Source organism: Pseudarthrobacter oxydans, assembly GCF_030812335.1.
Lineage (GTDB): Bacteria > Actinomycetota > Actinomycetes > Actinomycetales > Micrococcaceae > Arthrobacter > Arthrobacter oxydans_B.
Genome location: NZ_JAUSSN010000017.1, coordinates 1 through 15980, shown reverse-complemented (window position 1 = coordinate 15980; position 15980 = coordinate 1). Strand labels below are relative to the sequence as shown.

The 15980-nt window shown below is 63.7% G+C and carries 13 protein-coding genes and 1 pseudogene; 6 read left to right on the top strand and 8 right to left on the bottom strand.

Annotation, left to right across the window (positions count from 1 at the left end; translation table 11 throughout):
- Positions 1 to 54: 54 nt before the first annotated feature.
- Positions 55 to 774 carry a pentapeptide repeat-containing protein gene (locus J2W14_RS20310; protein ID WP_307465917.1) on the top strand — a complete coding sequence of 240 codons (720 nt, stop codon included), beginning with the start codon at positions 55 to 57 and terminating at the stop codon, positions 772 to 774.
- A gap of 234 nt (positions 775 to 1008) precedes the next feature.
- On the opposite strand, the gene J2W14_RS21270 is transcribed toward J2W14_RS20310, so the two are convergent.
- Positions 1009 to 1239 (bottom strand): SpvB/TcaC N-terminal domain-containing protein, encoded by a 231-nt coding sequence (locus J2W14_RS21270; RefSeq protein WP_370871363.1) that lies wholly within the window; start codon positions 1237 to 1239, stop codon positions 1009 to 1011.
- A gap of 1322 nt (positions 1240 to 2561) precedes the next feature.
- Here J2W14_RS21270 and J2W14_RS20305 point away from each other — a divergent pair.
- Positions 2562 to 3365, top strand: coding sequence for a gamma-glutamyl-gamma-aminobutyrate hydrolase family protein (locus J2W14_RS20305; protein ID WP_307465915.1), 804 nt, complete (start codon positions 2562 to 2564; stop codon positions 3363 to 3365).
- Between the two features lie 312 nt (positions 3366 to 3677).
- Here the strand turns inward: J2W14_RS20305 and J2W14_RS20300 are convergent, their stop codons facing one another.
- The 4 genes and pseudogenes from J2W14_RS20300 to J2W14_RS20285 all read right to left on the bottom strand — a co-directional run.
- Positions 3678 to 3845, bottom strand: coding sequence for a hypothetical protein (locus J2W14_RS20300; protein WP_307465913.1), 168 nt, complete (start codon positions 3843 to 3845; stop codon positions 3678 to 3680).
- Positions 3846 to 3930: 85 nt separating this feature from the next.
- The gene (locus tag J2W14_RS20295) at positions 3931 to 4221 is read right to left on the bottom strand and encodes a hypothetical protein (protein ID WP_307465911.1); all 291 of its coding nucleotides are present in this window, start codon (positions 4219 to 4221) and stop codon (positions 3931 to 3933) included.
- A 660-nt stretch (positions 4222 to 4881) separates the two neighbouring features.
- Entirely contained in the window at positions 4882 to 5985 is a 1104-nt protein-coding gene (locus tag J2W14_RS20290; RefSeq protein ID WP_307465909.1) for an NADH:flavin oxidoreductase, read from the bottom strand.
- A gap of 1487 nt (positions 5986 to 7472) precedes the next feature.
- Positions 7473 to 7598, bottom strand: a pseudogene (locus J2W14_RS20285) (IS21-like element ISMyma9 family transposase); the annotation flags it as partial.
- A 628-nt stretch (positions 7599 to 8226) separates the two neighbouring features.
- Between J2W14_RS20285 and J2W14_RS20280 the strand changes: the two are divergent.
- From J2W14_RS20280 to J2W14_RS20270, 3 genes are read left to right on the top strand one after another with little or no spacing between them, the layout of a single operon-like run.
- Positions 8227 to 9375 (top strand): glutathione-independent formaldehyde dehydrogenase, encoded by a 1149-nt coding sequence (locus J2W14_RS20280; protein ID WP_307465908.1) that lies wholly within the window; start codon positions 8227 to 8229, stop codon positions 9373 to 9375.
- A gap of 59 nt (positions 9376 to 9434) precedes the next feature.
- Positions 9435 to 10583: a zinc-dependent alcohol dehydrogenase gene (locus J2W14_RS20275; protein WP_307465906.1), complete on the top strand. Its 1149-nt coding sequence runs from the start codon at positions 9435 to 9437 to the stop codon at positions 10581 to 10583.
- A 13-nt stretch (positions 10584 to 10596) separates the two neighbouring features.
- Positions 10597 to 11184, top strand: a complete 588-nt coding sequence (locus J2W14_RS20270; RefSeq protein ID WP_307465905.1) for a hypothetical protein — start codon at positions 10597 to 10599, stop codon at positions 11182 to 11184.
- 382 nt (positions 11185 to 11566) lie between these two features.
- On the opposite strand, the gene J2W14_RS20265 is transcribed toward J2W14_RS20270, so the two are convergent.
- Positions 11567 to 13084 (bottom strand): CYTH and CHAD domain-containing protein, encoded by a 1518-nt coding sequence (locus tag J2W14_RS20265; RefSeq protein WP_307465904.1) that lies wholly within the window; start codon positions 13082 to 13084, stop codon positions 11567 to 11569.
- A gap of 366 nt (positions 13085 to 13450) precedes the next feature.
- Here J2W14_RS20265 and J2W14_RS20260 point away from each other — a divergent pair, with 366 nt between their 5' ends.
- Positions 13451 to 14014: a DoxX family protein gene (locus J2W14_RS20260; protein WP_307465902.1), complete on the top strand. Its 564-nt coding sequence runs from the start codon at positions 13451 to 13453 to the stop codon at positions 14012 to 14014.
- An 84-nt stretch (positions 14015 to 14098) separates the two neighbouring features.
- On the opposite strand, the gene J2W14_RS20255 is transcribed toward J2W14_RS20260, so the two are convergent.
- Both J2W14_RS20255 and J2W14_RS20250 read right to left on the bottom strand, forming a co-directional pair.
- Entirely contained in the window at positions 14099 to 15136 is a 1038-nt protein-coding gene (locus tag J2W14_RS20255; RefSeq protein WP_307465900.1) for an LLM class flavin-dependent oxidoreductase, read from the bottom strand.
- A gap of 559 nt (positions 15137 to 15695) precedes the next feature.
- On the bottom strand, positions 15696 to 15980 hold a 285-nt coding region (locus tag J2W14_RS20250; protein ID WP_307465898.1), incomplete at its 5' end, for an aldehyde dehydrogenase family protein.

Genomic DNA, 15980 nt, shown 5'->3' with positions numbered 1-15980 from the left:
CGCGCCGGAGTTGTGGCCCTTCACCTGCGGAACGTTCGGGGCTATGCTCCGGGCATGTCCAGGCGCGTGGGAACGGCCCGCACCAGGCCCCGTGAACCGCTCTGGGCTATCCGGGGTAGGGCTAGGCGCGTGCAAGAGGCAGCCAGTCACGGAACCCGTGAGCCGCACTGGATCATCCGGGACGTCGTCACCGTGGCAGTGCTTGGTCTGCTTTTCACGGGGATACAGCTCGGGGTTGACAACCAGCGCTCTGACCGTGAGCAGCGTCTCGAAAGTCTCAGATTTGTGAGGGAGCATTCCGAACTCAACGAGGATCTCTTGAAACCCTTCGGGGGACTTGATCTGCGAGGAATGAACCTCTCCTTACTGAGGCTTTCAAAAGCCGATTTTGCGGCCTCAAACCTGAGCAAGGCGCAGTTCGTCGGAGCCGACATCCAGCATGGCTCATTCGACAACGTGGCCGCGAAGGAGGCGAATTTCAGCAGGGCCTATTTGTGGCAATCAGGGTTCGTGTCATTCCGGGCGGAAAAGGCGAACTTCGCCGAGGCGGTCCTCGTGGATGCCAAGATAGAGGACGCCATCCTGGTCGAAGCCAACATGGATAGGGCCAACCTGGAGGGAGCTTTCCTCAAGAACGTGGACTTGACCGCCGCGCGGGGGCTGGAGACCGCCAACCTCAATGGTGTGTTTGCTATGACTCGCGCACTAAGTGGCCTCAGGGATTCCTTCCCCCACCCTCGGCCGTTCCTGTTCATCCCCGCCTATGCAGGCTAGGGCAGGTGACTCCACCTCCGGGCGCGGGATCCCCTCCGGACGCACCTTCCGGGTAGACGGAAGTCGTCCTTCCTACGCGTTGCCAAGTCCCCGGTAAGCCCGGTGATGGAGGGGGCACCGCGGGTTCGGGCGATTGTGAAGGCAATCCGCGCGCAGGTCACGGCATCCGCGCCGGCATCATACTGCCGGAAGGGCACCAGCTCCTCGGCGCCCGAGGCGACGTACACGTCGGACTCATCGGCGTCCCGGGTATTGCGGCAACCCCCGCTCCGTCTTTCGGACGACCGTCGGCAACGACAAGCTCCACCCGAAGCCAAACGGTCCGTTGCCGGCCCCGGAGTAATGAGAGCTGCGGCCCGAATCCCGAACGTCACGGGATCGCTGCAATCGGCAACTGTCATCGACCCCGTCCCGGTCACGGGATTCGCCCCGAACTTCTCGCCAATTCCCTGATCGCTCCGCCACCCTTCGGCAACTGGATCGAGGGCGCCCGACTCTGACCGGCGGCTAGCGAGCCCTCCGCCTCGGTATCCGCCGGCGGGTGTCCCTTCTGCCACCATGCCGAAGAGCTCTGCATCCCGCCTCCTGCCGTCGCGTACTGCGGCCTTGGACGCAGACGCCGAAATGGTTGGCGGCGTCCGGTGGGTACCCCGCTCCCCTGTCCTCCCGACGACATACCTCGCAGCAAGGATTCCGGTCACATGTGACCCGTGCCCTACTCCGGGGTCCGTAGGTTCTGGAAAGGCATTACGTACATCGCCCATAAGTGCGACGCCCGGGAAATCGCCGCGGCAGTGGTCTTGAGCCTTGCCAGGCGTGTTTCGGCTTGGAGCGGATACTCGGCGGCACGGACAGATCAGTGGCCATGTCATGCCGTTCCCCCCGCATTCCTGCATGAACAGGTATCAGAGCGGGAATGCTGGACCGGCCGCAACACTCGGTCGATCTAAAGAATAATCAGCAAATCATGTTGTACGCGGCCCCAGCCACCATGAAGTGGGTGAAAGCGAAAACCCGACCGAAGGACGAACGAGGATGAACACCCAGAAGAGACCCCACAGGGCGGTACCCGGTCCGCCGTAGGCAGCCGCTCCCCCACACAACCGAATAGGCCGTTCCGGGACCCCACACACCCGGAACATCAGATCAGAGGGCGAGAGTGTGCACAATGTGCACACGGAAAAACACCAAAATGGCCTCTGACCTGCGGAAACACTGTGCCCGAGGTGGGACTCGAACCGCATTCCAGCCCTTGAGAACACTGGGTTCCCTCGGAAACAAACGGAATCCGGCCCGATCCGATCGATGTACGACCCGATCCGACGCTGAAACTGTGGACATTGTCCACACCCCTTTCTGACAGATTTTGAGTAACGCAGAGCGACCGCCGCGCTCCCCAACCTGGGGTGCGGCAGCTCTGTGTGTGCCAACGAGACTTGCGCACGCGTCTGCCCGGCACCCGGCTGCGGACCCTGATGTTGCAGCACATGCGCGGATTCAAGATCTGTCACTGGCCGTTCACTCTCCCTTCAGACCCTTTCATCGACTGAAATCGGAAAATCGCATGACCCGCCTGCGATTTCAAAGATTCTGTGGGTCCCTGTAGACCGATCTGATTTAACCCAGCCAGCGTCGGGTTGAGCGGGAACAGGATGCTGTTAGTACCTGCCGCGGCCATGAACTGGTGGGCGTCCTGGCATGGACACGCAATAGTGACGGCTCTGTAACACGGAGTACACATGCCCTTCGTAGCCTTGCAGTAGGAGTTCTCCCGAAAGGACATGTGCATGGATGCCGCAGACACCGCAATCAAACCGATCATTGGCCTGACCACATATCTTGAGCAGGCCGGCACCGACGGCTGCGGCAACGTGCGCGCCGCATTCCTCCCCGAAAAATATCTCACGCCTATCCTTGACGCCGGCGCCGTTCCGATCCTTCTCCCGCCGCAGCCCACGGCCGGGGACATGATCGAGCACCTGGTCAGCAGGCTGGACGGGCTGGTCATTCCCGGTGGCTGGGACGTGGATCCGACCCGATACGGCCAGGAGCCGCACCCGGAAACGGACTCTCCCCGGCTGGAACGCGACGAGTGGGAAGCCGCCCTGATCCTTGAAGCGATCCGCCAGGACGTCCCTCTTCTCTGCATCTGCAGGGGTGAACAGGTACTCAACGTCACCCTCGGCGGCACCCTGCACCAGCACCTTCCCGACGCCCTGGGAACCGGGCATTACCAGCTGGGCGGCTACCAGTTCAATGGCATCCGTGTCGACATCCGGCCCGATTCCCTGCTTGGCCGGCTCCTGGGGACTGACGCACTGGATGCCGTTCCAGTCTCACACCACCAGGCCGTGGACCGCCTTGGCGAAGGGCTCATCGCCACCGCGTGGAGTCAAGACAAGATAGTCGAAGCAATTGAGCATCCCGGCACACGCTTCTGCGTGGGGGTGCAGTGGCACCCGGAACAGCTCGCGGAAGAGAAAGCGCTGTTCCACGGATTCGTGGAGGCAGCCAGCGCCAAGATGCTGTCGCGGCTTCGCCCGGCTGCTGTCCAGTCCCTGGAGTTCGCCAACGAAATGGCTGCTAGCTAACTCCTACCTGACCCCCTGAGCCATAGGGCGCAAATGCACACACCACTTTTCACCAGTCCAGAGCATTTCAGCCGTGCTCCCCAAAGCGGGGGCCGCGGCAGCTCTGTATTCTGCGCCAGAAACCTTGCGGAACGGAATTCCCCCGCCCAGCCGGTATCAGGCGCCCTCTGCCACAGCGGACAGAAGATCCGTTAGGTGCGACGTGATGACCTGCCGCCGGTGTAGAAGGAGACGCCTTCGTGGACGTGTTTCCGGGGTGGCGATTGTTCTTCGCCGCCGATGGCGGTCAGAATACTCCCGCGGCGCCGGGGATCAGGAGGGGCTGGAGAAAACCGGAGCCTGGGCGGCCAGGGCTGTGTCAAAGTCGCGCGCGGCTGGTGCCTCCGCGACGTCGGGGTCCGAGAAAAGCGCACGGTGGGCCCGCGCGGCATCACTGTCGTCGGGCGCGTGGAGAGGCGGATCTTCGATCATGGTCGTCATAGCCATCATTCATACGGCACGGCCGGGTTTGTGTGCCAGTCGACGCGCTGCAGGCCACGCACCGGTCGGCGCTGGGTCTCGCACTCTACGTCCGCGGCTGGAGGGTGAAGTAGGACTTCGGATCGTCGGAACCGAGGAGGTCGCGGTGGAAGAGGATGGCATCGACCGGGAAGGTGTCCACAAACAGCACCGCCACCGACGGTGAATGCACCACGGTGTATCTGGTCGCTCGTTCAAGCCAGGACATGATGCCGGTGTAGTCCTCAACGACGAGCCCGGCGCCCAGGAGGCCACGCTTCCCGAGGAGCTCTTCGACTGCCTGCCAGGCCCAGTCCAGGAGGTCATTGATCGCTGCTTCCACCGTTGGAGCGCTCATACCTTCGATGGTGGCACCGGCCGCTGGTGATGTCTGGGAAAGCGGTGCGCGTGTCGTAAACCTGGCGGTCGGTTTTCTCCAGAACGGCGCATTTATCTGATCGAGAGCAATGGCCAGTCTGGGCGGCGCGCTTCGTTGGGTGCCCAGACGGTTTCATCGATACTGCCGGCATCACGCTTCCGGCTTGGCCCAATGGTCCTCGGTGTGCGTCAGAGAGCGAGCACAACTGTTGAGTCAGGGGTGCGGCGGGGGCGGGTCTGCAGGCTCCTTGGCGCGCCAGGGGGAGCGCCACTCTGCTGCATCCCAGCCCCATCCATGATGTAGATCCGCTCGTGAGCAACAGGGTCGCCCCTGAACTCCATCAGGCTGAGGGCGAACATCCATGGCGCTCCGTCGTAGCTGATCAGGTTTTCAACTCTCGTGGGCGATGTCCTCGTCCTTGCCTGAGAACTCCCAGTGACGCCGCAGCGCCTGCAGGAGGTCCGTATCGTCGAGCATGACTCACTTCCTCGGGCACGATGATGCTGACTTCAAGCTGGATGGTAATCCCGGGAGCTCTGTGCCGGCAGAGAAAAGTGATTGGCAACATCTCGTAAGTGCCCTGCCCTTGACCGGTCGTGCTGGACTCAACGGTCGAGGAGACAGGGGCACTGCGGAGGGTCAGGAGAGCAGTTCCAACTCCCAGTCCTTGACGTCGGCCACCGGGGCAAACAGGCTCGCGTCCAGCTCATCAAGGGGTCGGCCGTTCTTGACCCGGTCGGGCCAGTCCCTGTTGCCCAGTGCCGCCTTGCCCAGGGCCACCACATCGGCGGCATGGTCAACCAGCATTGATACGGCAGTCTCGGGGTCATCCAGATGGCCGTTAGCGATCACCGGCAGCCCGGAGTGCTGCTTGGCCAGGGCGGCCAGCGAGGGCCCATGGTCGCCAAAGGCCGGGGCGTAGGCCTTGTACTCGGTGGTGTGGAGGAAGTCGACGCCCGTGGCGGCCAGGGTGGAGAAGATGAGTTCCGCTTCCTCGGCCCCGCCAGCCCACCGGTGGTCGTGGTCACTGACCTTGGACTGGGAAATCCGGATGCCGACCGTCATGTCCGGCCCGACGGCCTCGCGCACAGCGCGGGCGATTTCCGCGGGGAAGCGCACGCGGTTCCGGGCGGATCCTCCGTACTCGTCGGTGCGGAGATTGAGGTAGTCCGTGAGGAACTGGTCCAGCAGGTAGCCGTTGGCTCCGTGGATTTCCACACCGTCGAAACCGGCCTCCTTGGCGCGCAGCGCGGCGGCTACGAAGCCCTTGCGAACTTCCTCCATCTGCTCCCGGGTGATTTCCGAGGGTACCCGGTAGGGGCCCTCGCCACGGTAGAAGTCCAGCTGCTCCCCCTTAGGGGCGACCGCGGAGGGACCGATCGTGCTGTCTTTGAAGCGGTTACCCTGCGCCTGGGACCCGGCGTGCATGAGCTGGGCGAATATCGTGGACCCGGCTGCATGGACGGCGTCGACAACCGTAGCCCAGGACCGGGCCTGTTCATCCGTGGCAAGGCCCGGCTGGTACAAGTAGCCCTGGCTGTAAGCGGTGTCGGGGTAGATCCCTTCAGTGATCAGCAGGGCGAAGCCGCCCCGGGCAAAAGCCTCGTAGTAGGAGACCATCTTCTCGGTCACCAGCCCATCCTCAGTTGCACTGATGCGAGTCATCGGGGCCAAGGCCACGCGGCTGGGCAACTGTGTGGAACCGATCTGCAGGGGTGACCAGAGCGGGCTGAGGTTCGTCATGATAATTTCCTTACATTTTTTGTTGACGCGGCGGATCTTGATGGCGCATACCCAATCGATTGCGTAAGGAGGAATGGCCTGGTCAACGAGTGGATTATGCAGACGGTTCCGAAATTCTTCCGCTGCCGCCTCGATAAGCCTCTCGCGGGTCGCCTGTTTTTGCACCTCACGCAGGGACAGCGGTGGAGCGCGCGTGCTCTGGGGAATCGGCACTTGCCGGCGAGGCTCAGCCCATTCTTCGTTCTCGGCAGTGGCACGCTTACCAATTTATCACCGCGCACGACTTGCATTCGGAAACCCGGGGGAACCTGACCAACTCTCAATGCTGAGGGATATGGGGGCACCCACTGAACGGCAAAATCCGCAGAAAAGTGATCGTTACCAGCGCAGGTCAGGAAACCCCAGGGGGTCAGTGTCTCCGGTGGCCGGGGCGGCAGGTGACGGTAGAGGCTGAGCGGGTGATGCCCGTGGATGGGCCGATTTCGGCGATGGACTGATTCTCCTCGCCGCGAAGGCGCACGGCGTAGGCGAGATTTGCTGGATCAACGACGCTGGGCCGGCCGATCCTTTCACCCTTAGCAGCAGCAGAGGCACGCGCATGGCAGGGCGTTCAATGGCGAAGGTTCGTTCCATTTGGCCGAAGAGCGCGAGCATCTCTATTGCCAGTTGCGACATGGGATCCTCCGGATTGGCTGACCGACCTGGACCGGATCGGCCAGGTTCCGCCACCCCACGCCCCGCAGAACCCGTAAACAAGACGCACACGGTCATGTACTTACCCGGCAACGTCGCCATGAACAGTCGTGACACCAAGAAATACAAACCAGCCAACGCAGCACCGCTCCCCCAGCGAGCGTCAGGTGATGCAGTGAGCGGCCATCCCCACCATGAACAGATGGCCAGCGACAACCCACCCAACCCCGAAAGGAGACAGCCGGCCACCAACAAAAAAGGGGCCCCCAAGGGGCCATAAGTGAACATTTGTCCACACTCAGAGGCCCACAAGCCCCTGAACAGGGAAAACACTGTGCCCGAGGTGGGACTCGAACCGGACTCCTGCCCCTGCAATTCCGCCACTCCCCCGAAAACCTCCGCAATCCGGCCCCGTCGGACACCAGTACGACCCGATCCGAAGCCCAGGGTGTGCACATTGTGCACACCCACCATTCGCCCACTTCGGTGCCCCAAACCGGATTGTTTGAGCTGCCGTCCGGGCTGGACAGGTGTGTCTTGCACCCGGTTGCGCCCCGATATGAAGAGTCGACCGCCCGAACCGGGCCAGCCCGGAACAACCACTGCTAAGGGGCGGATCTCATGCTGGAAGTCGACGTCCATCATGGCGGCGGTTTCCTCCTTTCCGAACATCTCATGGCGAAAAGAACCGCAACTTACATGACCAACCGACAGCCAGGCCTTCCGCGACGTGAGCACGCAACACCAACGGCGCTACGGAGCCCGACGCGTCCAGCCACCACAACTCACAAGCTGATCCGGTCGGCAGGATCCGCCGGCGCGTACTCGGGCCGGCGGATCCGTGCCACGTTCTCCCGAAACCACGCCGGGGAACCGGACCAGCCCACCCGCTCGGCGATCACCGTCGCCGGCATCCTGGGCTAGGAATTCTCGTAGCGCATGTCGATCACGCCGGTACCGATCTCAATGCGGCTTGTCCGTGCCCGTGTCCCAGCCCTTCCTGGCTGGGACACCGCAAGAGCCTTTGGCTGGTCCAGCCCGGATACGGCCTACAGTCCTGGTCCGGCAGTTCTGCGGCTGTGGCGGGAAGGTTCCGCATCACTCCCAACCCGCTGTTACGCGTACCGTTCCCGGAAGGTATGGGCGATGGGTCCACGTGCGCCTCGATGACCGTCTTAGAGGCTTTTCCTTCCGACATGCGCCAATGACCACCATGCGCAACGCTGTCTCATCGGTACATGTTTTTGGGTTTACCCCTCGACATCTTTGCGCAGCATGCTTAGCATTGTTGCTCAGCGAGTTTCTCGTTCGCGTACAGACCGACCAACTGCGGTTTCCCGGGCAGCCAGTCGGCTGAAATCCTTCGCCTTCCCAACTCTTTCGGGCGGGCCTCATACAAACCCTTGTACCCCGTTTGCTCGACCGCCCAAGTCAGGCGTTTTAGTGACTCAGTGCCGCCTTCCAGCGCCTCCCTCTAACGCTTTGTAACGCCTCGAGCGTTGCTCCCGCTTGGCCTGATGGGCATGGGATTTAGAAAAGAGCGGAACAATGAAAGCAGTAGTTTACAAAGGACCGAAAGACGTCAGCGTCGAGGACGTGCCGGATGCCAAAATTGAACATCCCGCCGACGTGCTGGTGCGGATCACTACAACTAACATCTGCGGCTCGGACTTGCACATGTACGAAGGCCGCACCAGCTTCGAACCCGGACGTACCTTCGGGCACGAGAACCTTGGTGAAGTGGTCGAGATCGGCCCGGCGGTAAGCAAGGTGAAGGTGGGCGACCATGTCGTGCTGCCGTTCAACATCGCCTGCGGATTCTGTAAAAACTGCAACCGTGGTTTCACCAACTACTGCCTGACCATGCAGCCCGAGCCCAAGCTCGCCGGCGCGGCCTACGGGTTCGCGGACATGGGCCCGTACCAGGGCGGCCAGGCCGAGTACCTGCGCGTGCCGTACGGGGACTTCAACTGCCTGCTCCTGGGCGAGGACGCCGTGGAGAAACAACTCGACTACGTCATGGTCGCCGATATTTTCCCCACGGGCTGGCATGCCACCGAAATGGCCGGGGTATATCCGGGCGACTCCGTCGTCATTTACGGTGCAGGACCCGTCGGGCTCATGGCAGCCTACTCGGCCATTATCAAAGGCGCCGGCAAAGTCATGGTCGTGGACCGCCAAAGCGACCGCCTGAAGCTGGCGGAACAGATCGGCGCCATCCCTGTGGATGATTCAAAAGTAGACCCTGTCGAGTTCGTCAAAGACCAGACCATGGGATTCGGCGCCGACCGGGGCTGCGAATGCGTCGGCTACCAGGCGCACGACCCGGCCGGAAACGAACAGCCCAACCTGACCCTGAACCGGCTCGTGGACTCCGTCCGGTTCGTCGGCGGCATCGGCGTCGTAGGGGTGTTCCTGCCCCAGGACCCCGGGGGCCCCGACAAACTCGCCCAGCAGGGCCAGGTCGCCTTCGACTACGGGAACTACTGGTTCAAGGGACAGACGATGGGTTCGGGACAGTGCCCGGTCAAGAAATACAACCGGGCGCTGCGCGACCTCATCGCCGGCGGAAAGGCCAGCCCCTCCTTCCTTGTCAGCCACGAGCTGCCGCTGGGCCAGGCCCCCGAGGGCTACAAGAACTTCGATAACCGTGAAGACGGCTGGACCAAAGTCGTCCTCCACCCGGCCAGCGCCTGAAGTAGCCCGGACAGGACTTTCCCGATGCAGGAGCCAGCAGTTTCCCGGAGGTGGTACTAATGCGGTCTATGGTGTATCGCGGGCCCTACAAGGTCCGCGTGGAAGAAAAGGATATGCCGCCGATCGAGCATCCCAATGATGCGATCGTGCGCGTGACAAGGGCGGCGATCTGCGGATCTGACCTGCACCTCTACCACGGCATGATGCCGGACACGCGGGTGGGGATGACGTTCGGGCACGAGTTCGTGGGGGTGGTGGAGCAGGTCGGCTCGTCAGTTGAGCAGCTCAAAGCCGGCGACCGTGTGATGGTTCCGTTCAATGTGTACTGCGGCTCCTGCTACTTCTGCTCCCGTGGCCTTTACTCGAACTGCCACAACGTGAATCCGAACGCGACGGCGGTGGGCGGCATCTACGGCTACTCGCACACGTGCGGCGGTTACGACGGCGGCCAGGCTGAGTTTGTGCGGGTACCCTTCGCTGACGTCGGGCCAGGTTTGATCCCGGACTGGCTGGATGAGGAGGACGCAGTGCTGCTCACCGACGCACTGCCCACCGGCTACTTCGGCGCCCAGTTGGGCGACATCGCTGAGGGCGACACCGTGGTGGTGTTCGGTGCCGGGCCGGTGGGCCTGTTCGCCGCCAAGTCCGCCTGGCTGATGGGCGCCGGACGGGTGATTGTGATCGACCACCTGGAGTACCGGCTCGAGAAGGCCCGCACCTTCGCACACGCCGAAACGTACAACTTTGTGGAGCACGACGACATTGTGGTGCACCTGAAGAAGGCCACCGACTATCTGGGTGCCGACGTCGTCATCGACGCCGTGGGGGCCGAGGCGGACGGCAACTTCCTTCAGCACGTCACCAGCAGCAAACTGAAGCTGCAGGGCGGATCCCCCATCGCCCTCAACTGGGCGATCGACACCGTCCGCAAAGGCGGCACCGTCTCGGTGGTGGGCGCCTACGGGCCCATCTTCAGCGCCGTGAAGTTCGGCGATGCCATGAATAAGGGGCTGACGCTGCGAATGAATCAGTGCCCGGTCAAGCGTCAGTGGCCGCGGTTGTTCGAACACATCCGGAACGGTTACCTGAAGCCAAGCGACATTGTCACCCACCGCATTCCGCTGGAGCACATCGCTGAGGGGTACCACATCTTCTCCGCGAAGCTCGATGACTGCATCAAGCCCCTCATCGTTCCCACCGCGGCGTGAAAGGAAGAGCATCATGCCTGAGATACCCACTCCTTACACGGCCGGCAAACCTGCCCTAAAGAAGTCCGCGGAGGACCTGCGGACACGGATCCCGGGATGGGGCGCAGACCTTGACCCGGCGGACAGGCCCGCCTACCCCCGGGAACAACCCGGCATCGAAACCGGCGCACACTGGGACTTTCCTGATCGCCAACCGGAGAAGTGGCCCCGGGAGCGGTCCGTCGAACACGCTTTCCTTACGCCCGTTTTCGGGACATCCACCCCGCCCAAAGGGGTCTCCGGGTCCATCAGGAAGTACGCCTATAAGTACAGCGAGGGTCGGGCCGCACACTGGCTGCTGCTCATCGCGGCGGACCGGGTTGATGCGTGGGAACACCACCTAAGCTCGTTCGCCACTTTGCGCCCGGACAATCCGGTCACCGAGACCGGGGTGCTCAGCGAGTTTTCCCGCCACGGGATCTCCTCCCGCTTCGGTAAGAAGCGCGCCGACCTGAGCCATCAGTGGATCGATCCCGTCATCGTCGGCGCCCCCTGGGCGCTGGCGGCCGGCGGAGTCGCAGCCGCCACGCTTAGGACCCTGCGAAAGCGTGGCGCAGCCTGACACCGGTTGACCCCAGCACGGCGGACCGCGGGCGCGTCAACAGCACGCCAGCGCTTGGCGATTCCCGTCGCGGTGCCCTCCACTCGTCGGCACCGCGACGCTGGAGTCCGCGGGCGGGGTATTGGGTTATTGGTTGATGGCGGCGCGCATCGACACCTGACGCAATGACGGAAGCCATCGATGGGACGCCGATCCGCAAAGTTTTTGGGTTGCCTCCAATGCCACTGACTCTGACATGATGCCCGACCAAGACGATGCGGATCTGCCCGATTCTGCCTAGATGAAGGCGTCAGCGGTCGCAGCGCGGGATGCGCACCGCTGACGCCCTGGAGTTCAGTTCAGGCTGCCAGGAAAAACATCATTCTTGAGGCCGGTGCTGAAGTTAGCGTCCCAGCCGACGGCCGCGGGTCTTCTTGCGCAGTTTTCGGTAGGCTGCCTCGGTTTTAGCGGCGGTTTCGGCTTCCTGTCTGGTCAGGGCCGTGTAGACGGCGGCCGTGCCCGGAGGCACGTCTGGTGCCGTGGCGAGCCGGTGGAGGAGTTCGCGGGCGGCGACGGTGTCCTGGTGGTCGCCGAGAACGCCTTGGATCCGGCGGCCGGTTTTTTCCAGGGCACGTGCCTGCTTCCCGTGGACGGCGGTGACTGATTCTGCGGCGTGACGCAGTCGTGTGGCGTCTTCGCGGACCCGATGGAGCGCGGTGTCGTAGTTGGCGGTTCCGGCTGCTTTTCCGGCGGCACGATGGGCGCGGTCCAGACGGCGAGCGGCTTTGTTGACCAGCCGTGCGCTGGTCTTGCGGGCCGGCTTGGAGGCCTTGGAATTCGCGGGCGGGTTGTCGCGGAAGTGTTCCAGGGCCGTCAGGATCCGGTAGTACCGAGGCGAGTTGAGCGTTGCGAGAGCGCTCTGATATCCGGTGTTGTAGGCGGTGCCGAGTTCGTGTTCGAGCTGTCCAAGAGCGGGCCCGAAGGCCTGTGATTCGGGCAGGTCGTGCAGGGTCGCGAGAATCCTTCCTCTCATATCTTCTGCGTCGTGTGGACGGCTCAGGATCCGTCCCAGCCACTGCAGGTCCCTTTCCAGCTCGACGAGGGCGCCTTTCGTGAACAGGGTCCGGTAGGTTCCCAGCACGGACCGGATCCTGCGGGCGGCGGAGCGCATTTGGTGCACGGAGTCCGGTACGCCTTGCCTGACGCCGGCGTCCTGGGCGAGGAGTTTGTTGATTTGCACGCTCACGTAGGCGGTCACGACGTCGCGGACGGGGCCCTTCTTCCGCGCCGGCCTGGGTTCCACGGTAGCGGCCTCGGGCCAGGACGGGCCGAGGGCGCGTGCGAGCTTGGAAATGTGGGTGGACGGTACGGCCCCGGCAGCCTCCAGCGCCGGCTGCGCGGCGGTGAAGAATTCGGATGTGGCGTGGACGAGCTCGAGTTCCCATTCGCGCCAGTGCTTTTCGGGGCCCAACCCGCGGAGGATGACGGCATGGACGCGGTCGTCGGTGAAGTCGGCGAGATGTTCTCGATCGGCCCCGTGCAGCTGATAGGTGCTGCGCCGGGTTGTCAGGCGGGCCACGGGTGAGAGGTTGTGACCTCGGGTGAATGCGGCCAGTTGGTCGAGCAGTTCCACAGGGACACGGTCAGGCTGGCCGAGAGGCGTCTGGACTTCCCGGCGGCTGTCCGGTCCAATCGGCAGTTTCAGATGCCAGCCGTGGTCTGCTCCGCCGGTGCGGCGGCGCAGAACGATGCCCCGGGCAGCGAGTTCGAGCCTTGCGGTGTCGTAGTAGACCGCCTCCAGGAATGTTTCTGTGGGTTCTCCGGGCTGTTCCACCCCGGCAATGTCCGCGAACACGGGGACCTTTGCGGTGTGGCGGGGGGCGTACTTACGCTCGGATTCAGTACTGTCCCGGGATGCCATGACGCTCAGACCGCCGACGTGGCCGGGCAACCAGCTGCGAGGTCGGCACCGGAAATAGGGGTGTTCGTCATGGCAGGTCCTCGCCTGGGCAACGGGAAGTGGCAGCGGCCCGGGTGAATGCTGCCGCGGTCGTGTACTGATTCTAGGGCGGCGACGGCTAAGGGGCCAGAGCGATTCGTCCAGTCTTGGGCGCAGGGCGGAGCGGCACCTAAAAGGCCGCGCTAACCCCAGTTGGGCTCCGACCTCGATCTGGAACAACTGACCGCCGAGGACGCCCGTGACTGGCTGGTCCCGCCGACGTAGAATCGTGCTGGACAAGGAGCGCCGGCCGGCGCAGCGCCACGGCCCATCCTAAGGAGGACCCCTATGAGCCATGCATCGACCAGCCCAGAGGCTGCCGCCGCCGCACAGACCCTGTTCCGGGTCGCACTCGGGGGCGTGCTCATCGCCCACGGATCCCAGAAACTCTTCGGGTGGTTCGGCGGAGGGGGCATCGAAGGAACCAGCAAGGGCATGCACGCCATGGGCTTCCGCCCAGCAAAACCCAGTGCCATCCTCGCAGGCGTGGGTGAAGCAGGAGCCGGTGTCGCCTTGGCCCTGGGACTCGCCACTCCGGCCGCCGGCGCCGCCGCTGCCACCACGATGGGCGTCGCGGCCAGCGTCCACGCCCCTAACGGCTTCTTCGCCACAGAGGGCGGCCTTGAGTACCCCGCGGTGCTGGGCCTGGCGGCGGCATCGTTCACCATCGGGGGACCCGGACCCTTCTCCCTGGACTCGATCACTGGTCATGTCCTGGACCGGCCCTGGATGCGGGCGGCTGCCTTAGCCGTGATACCGGCAGCCATCGGGATCCAGATCTACCGCCGGCGTAAAGCGCTGGCCAACGACACGGTGGCACCGGATACCGGATCCCCGGTGGAAGAAAGCTGAGGCCATGCCGACACGCCTTAGCCACCCATGGGCCAACCAAGCCACCAATTCAGCAGTCCTCTAGGGGGAATCTGCCACGCGGGGTCAGCGCCAGCCGAGCTGCGGCGCCACATACTTCAGGATCGACTCGATGACGTGGGCGTTGTAGTCGACGCCGAGCTGGTTCGGGACCGTGAGCAGTAGGGTGTCTGCCGTGGCGATCGCCTCGTCCTCGGCCAGCTCCGCGGCCAGCTCCTCTGGGGCACCTGCGTAGGACCGGCCAAAGACCGCGCGCGTTTTCTCGTCGATGTTGCCCACCTGGTCGGAGCTGTGGCGGTCGCGTCCGAAGTATTGCCAGTCCCGCTCGTCCGTCAGTGCGAAGATGCTGCGGCTGACCGAGACGCGCGGCTCCCGATTGTGCCCTGCCTCCTTCCAGGCCTGCCGGTAGAGCTCGATCTGCTCGGCCTGCTGGACGTGAAAGGGCTTGCCGCTCTCGTCATCCTTGAGGGTGGAGCTCTGCAGGTTCATGCCGAGCTTCGCCGCCCAGATGGCCGTGGCGTTCGAGCCGGAACCCCACCAGATGCGCTCGCGCAGGCCCTCCGAGTGCGGCTCCACGCGCAGCAGGCCCGGGGGGTTCGGGAACATTGGGCGGGGGCTCGGCGCCGCGAAGCCCTCGCCAGTGAGCACCCCGAGCAGACGCTCGGTGTGCCTGCGGCCCATGTCGGCGTCCGACTCGCCCTCGGCGGGGGCGAAGCCAAAGTGACGCCACCCGTCGATGACCTGCTCGGGTGAACCCCTACTGATGCCCAGCTGCAGCCGGCCGCCCGAGATCAGGTCGGCGGCGCCAGCCTCCTCCGCCATGTAGAGCGGGTTCTCGTAGCGCATGTCGATCACGGCGGTACCGATCTCAATGCGGCTTGTCCGTGCCCCGATCGCAGCGAGCAGCGGGAACGGGGAGGCGTATTGCCGCGCGAAGTGGTGGACGCGGAAGTAGGCGCCGTCCGCCCCCAACTCCTCGGCCGCGACCGCGAGGTCGATCGCCTGCAGCAGCGCATCCGACGCGTTGCGCGTGCCAGACTCCGGGTGGTCGGTCCAATGGCCGAAAGACAGGAATCCGATGTTTTTCACACCAAAGACCAACATGTTGGCGGGAGTCCTTATTCCCTCGGGGTCTCAGCCTGGCACCCCCTCCCGTGGCACGGGCCGCCTCCGCCAGGGCCGGAGATGCGGCACGTCCGTCGACTCCCTTGCCGGTCGCACAGGGGCGAGTCGTCTGCACGGAAATGTCCCCAACTAAGACCACCCCACCTGACTCGTCATAGGTCTGCCGGTCTACGACGCCATCGTGGGGGTTCCATGCAGCGGACTTGGATCCTTCAATCCTCAAAGCCGGATATTTTCGAACTCCGTCTTGACGATGGCCACGTTGCCTTCACAAATCAGTTCCCTTCCACCTTCAATCTCCATTTTGAGCCCGATGTACGTAAGAGCAGGATCCGGCGGGGGACGCACACGCATGGTAATTGGTGGACGCGTGCGGCTCGTTGAGCCGAAGACTCTGTATATTGCGCGACCTTCTTCTCTATTCCAGAATATTTGTGGCCCGCACTCGATGGCCAGAATTGTCGGCGCAACACAGGACTGCCATTTCTGCGAGGACGGGAAGCCCTTGCGGTGTTGGGGTGTAAGTCGGCCGCCGCTGTTAGCCGGCGTACGGGTCGGCGATGCCGATGTACTGGGTGTAGAGGTATTCCTCGATGCCTTCGAGGCCGCCTTCACGGTCCAGGCCGGACTGCTTGACCCCGCCGAACGGGGCTGCGGCGTTGGAGACCACGCCGGCGTTCAGGCCCAGCATGCCGGTCTCCAGGCGTTCGCCCATCCGGATGCCACGGTTCAGGTCCCGGGTGAAGACATAGGCGACCAGCCCGTACTCGGTGTTGTTCGCCAGCCGGATGGCCTCGTCCTCGGTGTCGAAGGTGATGATCGG

What these genes read in the sequence shown, in the direction of transcription:
- J2W14_RS20310 (WP_307465917.1), top strand. Translation starts at nt 55, where the DNA reads ATGTCCAGGCGCGTGGGAACGGCCCGCACCAGGCCCCGTGAACCGCTC.
- J2W14_RS20305 (WP_307465915.1), top strand. Translation starts at nt 2,562, where the DNA reads ATGGATGCCGCAGACACCGCAATCAAACCGATCATTGGCCTGACCACA.
- J2W14_RS20300 (WP_307465913.1), bottom strand. Translation starts at nt 3,845, where the DNA reads ATGACGACCATGATCGAAGATCCGCCTCTCCACGCGCCCGACGACAGT.
- J2W14_RS20295 (WP_307465911.1), bottom strand. Translation starts at nt 4,221, where the DNA reads ATGAGCGCTCCAACGGTGGAAGCAGCGATCAATGACCTCCTGGACTGG.
- J2W14_RS20290 (WP_307465909.1), bottom strand. Translation starts at nt 5,985, where the DNA reads ATGACGAACCTCAGCCCGCTCTGGTCACCCCTGCAGATCGGTTCCACA.
- J2W14_RS20280 (WP_307465908.1), top strand. Translation starts at nt 8,227, where the DNA reads ATGAAAGCAGTAGTTTACAAAGGACCGAAAGACGTCAGCGTCGAGGAC.
- J2W14_RS20275 (WP_307465906.1), top strand. Translation starts at nt 9,435, where the DNA reads ATGCGGTCTATGGTGTATCGCGGGCCCTACAAGGTCCGCGTGGAAGAA.
- J2W14_RS20270 (WP_307465905.1), top strand. Translation starts at nt 10,597, where the DNA reads ATGCCTGAGATACCCACTCCTTACACGGCCGGCAAACCTGCCCTAAAG.
- J2W14_RS20265 (WP_307465904.1), bottom strand. Translation starts at nt 13,084, where the DNA reads ATGGCATCCCGGGACAGTACTGAATCCGAGCGTAAGTACGCCCCCCGC.
- J2W14_RS20260 (WP_307465902.1), top strand. Translation starts at nt 13,451, where the DNA reads ATGAGCCATGCATCGACCAGCCCAGAGGCTGCCGCCGCCGCACAGACC.
- J2W14_RS20255 (WP_307465900.1), bottom strand. Translation starts at nt 15,136, where the DNA reads ATGTTGGTCTTTGGTGTGAAAAACATCGGATTCCTGTCTTTCGGCCAT.